Consider the following 8,037-nt stretch of genomic DNA (forward strand, 5'->3'; position numbering starts at 1 on the left):
AGGCCGCCCGGCGGATCCTCGCGGCCGGCCCGGCGCCCGAGCGGGACGCCCGGTGACCGCCACCGGCCCGCCGCCCGGCCCACTGCCGGCGGCCGAGCCGACCGGTGCCGGCCTCCTGCCGGCGGCCGAGCCGATCACCGCCGGGCCGCTGCCGGCGGCCGAGCCCCACACCGCCGGGCCGCTACCGGCGGCCGAGCCGGCCGGCGACGGGCTCCGGTTCGGTCTGCTGCTGCCCAACGCCGGCTACTACGCCGACCCCGTCCGGTTGCTGCGGTTCGCCCGCACCGCCGAGGACTCCGGGTGGGACGGGGTGTTCCTCTGGGACCACCTGCTGCTCGACCGGGCGACCCGGCTGCCGCTGGTCGACACCTGGACGGCCGTCACGGCGATGCTGACCGGCACCCGGCGGATCCGCAGCGGCCCCCTGGTCACCCCCCTGGCCCAGCGGCACCCCTGGAAGGTCGCGCGCGAGACCGCCACCCTCGACCACCTCTCCGGTGGCCGGCTGGTCCTCGGCGTGGGCCTCGGTGCCAGCGCCGACACCGACTTCGCCGCCTTCGGCCTCGACCCGGACCTCGCCACCCGGGCCCGGCAGGTCGACGAGTCGCTGACGGTTCTAGAGCGACTGTGGAGCGGCGAGGAGATCAGCCACCACGGCGAGCGGGTACGGCTGGACCGGGTCACGTTCCTGCCGCCGCCGGTGCAGCGTCCCCGGATCCCGGTCTGGGTCGCCGCCACCTGGCCGGCCCGCAGCCGTACCCCGCTGGCCCGGGCGGCCCGCTGGGACGGCGTGGTCCCGATGGTCCGCGAGCCCGGCGGCGGGCTGCGCGGACCGGACCGGGCGGAACTCGACGCCATCCTGGCCGCCACCGGGCGCCCGGCCGCCACCGGGCCTGCTGCCGCCGGGCCTGCTGCCGCCGCCGGCCGTCCGGCCGCCGTGCCGGCCCGGCCGGTCGACTGGACGGTCGCGGTGCCCGGCCGGCTGCCGCCGGACGACCTGCCGCGCGCCCGCGACCTGGCCGCCGGGTACCGGGCCGCCGGTGCCACCTGGTGGCTGGAGTCCTTCGACCCGTGGCGCCGCGACCCCCGGCAGGCGTGGTCGTGGGCCGAGCAGGGACCACCCCGACCGTGACCGTCCACCGCACGACGAGGAGGCACCGGTGGCGCTCCTGACCGACGTCCGGTTGCTGGCCGGCGCGCTCCGCGCGGCCCGGACCCCGCTGACGGCCGCCCTGGCCCTGCTGCTCGTCCTCGGCGCCCTGCTGCCGCCGGCCAGCGCGGTCGCGATGGCGCACCTGGTCGGCCGGATCCAGACCGCCGTCCCCACCGACGCGCCGCTGTCGGTGATGGCGCTGCCGCTGCTCGCCTTCGTCCTGGTGCTGCTGCTCGGCCACGTCGTGGACACCGTGGCGGCACCACTGGCGTTCCTGGCCACGGCCCGCGTCGACGGCGCCCACCGGGCCCGGGTCGCCGGCCTGGCCGCCGCCGGGACGACCATCGCGCCGCTGGAGGACCCGCAGGTCCGGGCCCTGATCCGGGCCTCCCGCGCGGACCCGGAGAACTGGACCGAGCACACCCCCGGCGCGGGCGCGGTCGCCGGTCTCCGGCTGGCCGCCAGCCTGATCGGGGTGGCCGGCGCCTGCCTGGTGCTGGCCCGCTACGCCGGGTGGCTGGTCCCGGCGCTGCTGCTGCCCGCCCTGGTCAACGGCGTGATCCGGCAGCGCGAAGCGGCAACAGGCATCGCCACCTGGCGGGCCGGGACCGTTGACGGGGCCCGCAACCAGCGGTGGCAGCACGCGGCGACCTCACCGGCCGAGGGCAAGGACATCCGCGTGTACGACCTCGGGGACTGGCTGACCGCGCGGATCCAGCGGCACGCCCTGGCCATGGACGCCCCCGTCTGGGCGTCGCTGACCCGGGCGATGCCCCGCGAGGCCGGTCAACTGCTGCTGGTCGGCGTGCCCCTGGTCGCCGGCTACGCGGTGGTCGCGGCCGGCGCGGCCGGCGCGGGCGCGGACCGGGTCGTCGCCGCCACGGCGGTGCTGGCCAGCAGCGTGGCGATCTTCCAGGCGCTGGGCTGGAGCGAGGACCTGCGAGTGGCCGTCTCCGCCGCCGGCTGCCTACGCGCCACGGTCGACCTCGCCGACCGGCTGCCCGCCCCGGCTCAGCATGCCCCGGCCCCGACCGCCGACCCGGATTCCACCGGCACCGCCCGCCACGGCACGGCCCCGGCGAACGGTGTGGACGGCACGGCCCGCGCCGGCCAGCCGGTACGCCGGGCCGGGCCGGCGCTGGTCCGGTTCGAGCAGGTCTCGTTCCGCTACCCGGGCATCGGGCGGCCGGTCCTCGACCGCCTGGACCTGGAGATCCGCCCCGGTGAGCTGCTCGCCGTGGTCGGCCTCAACGGCGCCGGCAAGTCCACCCTGATCAAGCTCCTCGCCGGGCTGTACGAACCGGACGAGGGCCGGATCACCGCCGACGGCGTGGACGTCGCGACGCTCGGGGCCACGGCCTGGCGACGCCGGCTGGCCATCGTTTTCCAGGACTTCGTCCGGTACCACCTGCCCGCCCGGGACAACGTCGTCCTCGGTCGGGGTGACCTCCCACCGGACCCGGCCGCTCTCGCCGCCGCCGCCACCGACGCCGGGCTCGCGCCGGTGCTGGAGCGGCTGCCGGCGGGCTGGGACACCCCGCTGGCCCGGACCGCGACCGGCGGGGTGGACCTGTCCGGTGGCCAGTGGCAGCAGGTCGTGCTGGCCCGCGCGCACTACGCCGTCCGGATGGGCGCCGACCTGCTGGTGCTCGACGAGCCGACCGCGCACCTGGACGTCCGTACCGAGTTCGAGGTCTTCCACCGGTTGGCCGCGAACCGGGGCGGGGCGAGCGTGGTGCTGATCTCCCACCGCCTCTCCACGGTCCGCCAGGCCGACCGGATCGTGCTGCTCGACGGTGGCCGGATCACCGAGAGCGGCGACCACGACGAGTTGATCGCCCTCGGGGGCCGGTACGCCGACCTGTTCGCCATCCAGGCCCGCCGGTTCGCCGCCGACGCGCAGGCCGCTCCGCCCGGCGAGCCGCCCGAGGGTCCACCCGCCGACCCACCGGCCGGATCGGCGACCAGAACGGCACCCGGTCCGGCGGCGGCCGGCGTGCCGACCGGTGGGGGGCACGGGTGAGCGGCCACCCGCCGGCCGGCGACGCCCGGACCGCCGCGCACCCCACCCACCGGTACCGGCGGTACCTGCTGCTCTGGGTCGACCTGCTGGTCCTGTCCTGGCGCCGGGCCCCGGTCCTCACCGCGATGCAGTTCGTGATCCCGGCCGGGATGGCCGCCACGGTCGTCGGTGGCGCCCTGGCCCTGCGGGTCGCCGTGGACGCGATGATCCGTGGTGACGTCGGCAGCGCGGTCGCCGGTGCGGCCGGCGCCGGGGTGGCCGGGGCGGCGGGGATCGTGCTCGGCGCGTTGGACTCGCACACCGCCGGGATCCTCATCGGCAAGGTCGCCGTCCTCGACCTCAACCCGCGGATCCACCGCGACATCACCACGCTCGACGGCCTGGAACACCTGGAGCGCACCGACGTCGCCGACCGGCTCACCCTGGTCCGCAACGCCGGCTGGGAGATCGTGCTGAGTCTCTGGTCGGCCAACGGTGTCCTCTTCGCGGTGCTGGAGCTCACCGTCATGCTGTTGCTCCTCGGCACGGTCAACCCGTGGCTGCTGTGGCTGCTGGCCTTCGCCGCCGTGCCGCTCTGGTTCGACCAGCGGGGGAACAACGCGATCATCCGGGCCGACCTCGCCACCGCCGAGCCGTTCCGCCGGCAGCGGCACCTGTTCGACCTGGCCACCGACCCGGCCGGCGGCAAGGAGATCCGGGTCGCGGGTGCGGGCGCGGCGGTGGCCCGCCGGCAGGCCGCCGCCTGGGACGAGGCCATGCGGGTACGGTTCCGCGCGCACCTGGTCGCCGCCGGCTGGCGGACGGCGGGCTGGCTGCTGTTCACCGCCGGCTTCGGCGCCGCGCTCGCCCTGGTCGTGTACCAGGCCGCCCGGGGTACCGGCTCGGCCGGTGACCTGGTCCTCGCCGTCACCGTCGCCGCCGCGCTGCGGCAGTCGGTGCACACCGGGGTCCGGTACACCACGAACGTCGCCGCCGCCGGTCGGGTCATCGAGCCGTACCTGTGGCTGCGCGACTACGTCCGCGCGGAGCGGGAGCGGGCCGACGGGTCGGCCCCGGCGCCGCAGCGGCTGCGCCACGGGATCACCTTCGAGGGGGTCGGCTACCACTACCCGGGTGCGACCGGGCCGGCCCTGGCCGAGGTCAGCGTGCACCTGCCGGCCGGGGCGGTGGTGGCGCTGGTCGGCGAGTACGGCTCGGGCAAGACCACATTGGTCAAGCTCCTGGGCAAGATGTACCGGCCGGACAGCGGCCGGATCCTGGTCGACGGGGTACCGCTGGACGAGGTGGCCACCCGGCCGTGGCGGGCCCGGATCAGCGCCACCTTCCAGGACTTCGGCCGGTTCCCCACCCGCTTCGGGGAAAACGTCGGCCTCGGTGACCTGCCCCGGATCGAGGACCGTGGGCGGATCACGGCGGCGGTGCGGGAGGTCGACGCCACGGGCCTGGTGGACCGGCTGCCGGACGGCCTGGATACCGAACTGGACGCCGCGTTCGGGGGTGTGGACCTGTCCGAGGGGCAGTGGCAAAAGACCGCGCTGGCCCGCGCCGCGATGCGCCCGGCGCCGCTGCTGTTCCTGTTGGACGAGCCGACCGCGTCCCTCGACGCGCCCAGTGAACAGGAGATCTTCGACCGGCAGATGGAACGGTCCCGTCGGGCGGCGGCCCGGACCCACGCCGTCACGGTGATCGTGTCGCACCGGTTCTCCACCGTCACCGGCGCGGATCTCATTCTCACCCTGCACCGGGGTCGGCTCGTCGAGGTGGGCACCCACCAGGAGTTGCTGGCCGTCCCCGGCGGCCGGTACGCCACCCTGTACCGCATCCAGGCCGAGGCGTACGCCCGGGAGGGCCGGCGTGCGGCGGCCCTCCCGGACGGACCGGGCCCCGACGGTGCGGAGCCCGGGTCGCACGTGCCGGGCGACTGACCCGTGGGGACCGGTCGGTTCGCCCGGCCCGGCTAGCCTCCGGCACCCGCCGATCCGGCACCGTGGTCGCCGGGTGGGGTCGGGAAGTGCGGCAGGACCTCCGCCGCCAGTTCCTGGATGACCTCGTCGACCGGGCGGCGGCTCGGCCGCAGGTTGAGGGCGACGTGGGTGACGCCCGCGTCCGCGAGGCCGCGCAGGTACCCGACGAGGGCGTGGCGGCCCAGGTGCGCGCCGAAGCGGATCGGGCGGGTGGGGGCGCCGGGATTCTCGTCGAGGTCGATCACCATGGTGGTGAACAGGGGTTTGTCGTGTGGTGCGGTGGTGGCCTCCCGCCACTGGCCGACCACCGGCCGCATCTGCTCCGGCGCGCGGTGGTAGGTGACGTAGGCGTCGAGGTGCTCGGCGATCCACGCGAGGTCCTGCCCGCCCCGGCCCGCGATGGCCAGCGGCACGGCGTCGTCGTACGTGGGGGTCGGGAGCAGTCGGACCTGGCCGGGGCCGGCCTCGGTGCCGGAGCGCCAGGCCTGGCGCATCGCCCGGACCCCGTCGCGCAGCCGTTCGGCGCGGGTGTCGACGTCGACGCCGAAGGTGGGGAACTCCACCGGCCGGTCGCCGGTCGCGACGCCGAGCAGCAGCCGTCCGCCGGAGAGCCGGTCGATGGTGGCGGCCATCTTCGCGACGTGCAGCGGATGGCGCAGGGGCAGGGCGATCGCCGCGGTGCCCAGCACGACCCGTCGGGTCACGCCGGCCAGGTAGCCCAGGTACGGGAAGGGGTCGAAGACCTGGCCGGCGTCGCCGAACTGGGGGTCGTAGAGCGGGACGTCGCGTAGCCACAGCGCGGCGAAGCCGGAGGTGTCGGCCAGCCGGGCGTACTCGGCGTGCCGGCTCATGTCCGGCACGCCGGGCGGGCCGTCGGACGGCAGCCGGGTGTGGGTGGCGAGGCGGTGCCAGTCGTTGTCCAGTGGCAGTTCCAGGCCGAGGGTCAGCAGGTCGGCCCCGCAGAGGCGGGCCAGGGCCGGGTGCCGGTGCCGGCCCGCGACGCGTGGTGGGGTGAGCTCGGTGGTCATCGGCTGGTCGCACCGGTGGTGGCGGCGCCGGCCAGGTGGCTGGTGTCGCGGCGCCGGTCGAGGCTGCCGGAGTAGACGGCGACGGCGAGTCCGCTGAGGGTGACGAGGGCGGCCACCCAGCCCAGGGCGGGCAGCCCGAGGCCGCCGGCGATGATCCGGCCGCCGAGGAACGCGCCGCCGGCGTTGCCGAGGTTGAACGCGGCGATGTTGGAGGCGCTGGCCACGGCCGGGGCGTCGCCGGCCTCGGAGAGGACCCGCATCTGCAACGGTGGCACGGTGCCGAACGCGGCGCCGCCGAGCAGGAACATCACCACCGCCATGGCGAGCTTGTCGTGGCTGGCCAGGGTCAGCGCGGCGAGGACCAGGGCCAGCAGGGTGAGGACGGTGTACAGGGTGGGCATGAGCGCCCGGTCGGCGGCCTTGCCGGCGAGGATGTTGCCGAGGAAGAGGCCGGCGCCGAAGAGGACGAGCAGCAGCCCGACCGAGCTGGCGCTGTAGCCGGTCACGTCGGTCAGCAGCGGCGCGATGTAGGTGAAGGCGGTGAAGACGCCGCCGTACCCGAGCACGGTCATCAGCAGCGCGAGTTGGACCTGCCGGCGGGCCAGGGCCCGGACCTCGATCCGGAAGCTGGACGGGGCGTGGTTCTCGACCTTGGGGACGAGCAGCAGGGTGCCGACGGCGGCGATGGCGCCGAGCACGGCCACCACCCAGAACGTGGACCGCCAGCCGAAGTTCTGGCCGAGCAGCGTGCCGGCGGGGACGCCGAGGATGTTGGCCAGGGTGGAGCCGGTGAACATGATGGCGATGGCGGCGGCCTGCCGGTCCTTGGGCACCAGTCGGGTGGCCACGACGGAGCCGACGCCGAAGAACGCCCCGTGCGCGAACGCGGTGATCACCCGGGCCGTCATCAGCACCGAGTAGCTCCAGGCGACGGCGCACAGGACGTTACCCAGGATGAAGATCACGACCAGCATCAGCAGCAGGCGCTTGCGTTCCATGCCGGCGGTCAGGGCCGTCAGGGTGGGTGCGCCGACCACGACGCCGAGCGCGTAGCCGGTCACCAGCAGGCCGGCGGAGGGGATGCTGACCGACAGGTCCCGGGCCACCTCGGGCAGCAGTCCCATGATCACGAATTCGGTGGTGCCGATGCCGAAGGCGGTGACGGTCAGCGCGTAGAGGGCGATGGGCATGCGGGGTTTGGTCGCGGTGGTGCTGCTTGACATGTCGGGCTCCACGATTTGAGTGCAGGCACGGTGTCTCTCCGTGGTGACAGCCTCAATTTACATGCACGTGCATAATACTTCAAAGCATAAGTTGGAATTGGTTGCGTGTCCCTGCCCGGTGTGACAGGCTTCCCGAGAGGGGGTCGACCATGCCTCGGGAAGTGTCCGCTGCTCAGCCCGCCGCCACGGACGAGATCGGCGCGCGGTGGCACGAGTTGCGGTTGCTGCAGTGGCAGGTGAACGAGACGCTCGAACACGCCCTCCAGGAGAAGTTCGCGCTCTCCCTGTCGGAGTACATCGCCCTGGCCACCCTGGACGCCTCCGACGACGACGGCCACCTGCGGCAACAGGTCCTCGCCGCCGCCATCCCGCTCAACCAGAGTTCGCTGAGCCGCCTCGTCGCCCGGCTGGAGAAGGCCGGGCTGACCGAGCGGTACATGTGCGCGACCGACCGGCGTGGCGTCTACACCCAGATCACCCCGGCGGGCCGGGCCCTGGTCGCCCGGGCCCGCCGGGTCTACCAGCGGGTGCTGCACCAGGCCCTGGACACGGCGGCCGACGACGCCCAGCTCACCCACCTGGTCGACAAGCTCCGGCACTGCTGACTCCCCCACCCGCCCGCCCCGACCGGGAGCGGACGGGCCGG

The 8,037-nt window shown here is 75.2% G+C and carries 6 protein-coding genes; 4 read left to right on the forward strand and 2 right to left on the reverse strand.

Going from position 1 to position 8,037, the window contains the following annotated elements:
* Positions 1–52 precede the first annotated feature (52 nt).
* Genes AWW66_RS30320 through AWW66_RS30330 form a run of 3 tightly spaced genes read left to right on the forward strand, consistent with a single transcriptional unit; the run spans position 53 to position 5,101 of the window.
* Positions 53–1,132: an LLM class flavin-dependent oxidoreductase gene (locus AWW66_RS30320; protein WP_396890568.1), complete on the forward strand. Its 1,080-nt coding sequence runs from the start codon at positions 53–55 to the stop codon at positions 1,130–1,132.
* A gap of 28 nt (positions 1,133–1,160) precedes the next feature.
* Positions 1,161–3,176, forward strand: coding sequence for an ATP-binding cassette domain-containing protein (locus AWW66_RS30325; protein WP_067373687.1), 2,016 nt, complete (start codon positions 1,161–1,163; stop codon positions 3,174–3,176).
* Entirely contained in the window at positions 3,173–5,101 is a 1,929-nt protein-coding gene (locus tag AWW66_RS30330) for an ATP-binding cassette domain-containing protein (RefSeq protein ID WP_067373690.1), read from the forward strand. The genes AWW66_RS30325 and AWW66_RS30330 overlap by 4 nt, the downstream gene beginning before the upstream one ends.
* A 32-nt stretch (positions 5,102–5,133) precedes the next feature.
* Here AWW66_RS30330 and AWW66_RS30335 read toward each other — a convergent pair whose 3' ends face one another.
* Together AWW66_RS30335 and AWW66_RS30340 are read right to left on the reverse strand one after the other, a co-directional pair.
* Entirely contained in the window at positions 5,134–6,168 is a 1,035-nt protein-coding gene (locus AWW66_RS30335; protein ID WP_067373693.1) for an LLM class oxidoreductase, read from the reverse strand.
* Positions 6,165–7,391: an MFS transporter gene (locus tag AWW66_RS30340; protein WP_245648557.1), complete on the reverse strand. Its 1,227-nt coding sequence runs from the start codon at positions 7,389–7,391 to the stop codon at positions 6,165–6,167. Before AWW66_RS30340 ends, AWW66_RS30335 begins: the two co-directional genes overlap by 4 nt.
* 161 nt (positions 7,392–7,552) lie before the next feature.
* Here AWW66_RS30340 and AWW66_RS30345 point away from each other — a divergent pair, with 161 nt between their 5' ends.
* Positions 7,553–7,996: a MarR family winged helix-turn-helix transcriptional regulator gene (locus tag AWW66_RS30345; RefSeq protein ID WP_067373698.1), complete on the forward strand. Its 444-nt coding sequence runs from the start codon at positions 7,553–7,555 to the stop codon at positions 7,994–7,996.
* The last annotated feature ends 41 nt before the right edge of the window (positions 7,997–8,037 follow it).

The organism is Micromonospora rosaria (assembly GCF_001567585.1).
GTDB classification, from domain to species: Bacteria; Actinomycetota; Actinomycetes; order Mycobacteriales; family Micromonosporaceae; genus Micromonospora; species Micromonospora rosaria.

What these genes read in the sequence shown, in the direction of transcription:
- AWW66_RS30335 (WP_067373693.1), bottom strand. Translation starts at nt 6,168, where the DNA reads ATGACCACCGAGCTCACCCCACCACGCGTCGCGGGCCGGCACCGGCAC.
- AWW66_RS30340 (WP_245648557.1), bottom strand. Translation starts at nt 7,391, where the DNA reads ATGTCAAGCAGCACCACCGCGACCAAACCCCGCATGCCCATCGCCCTC.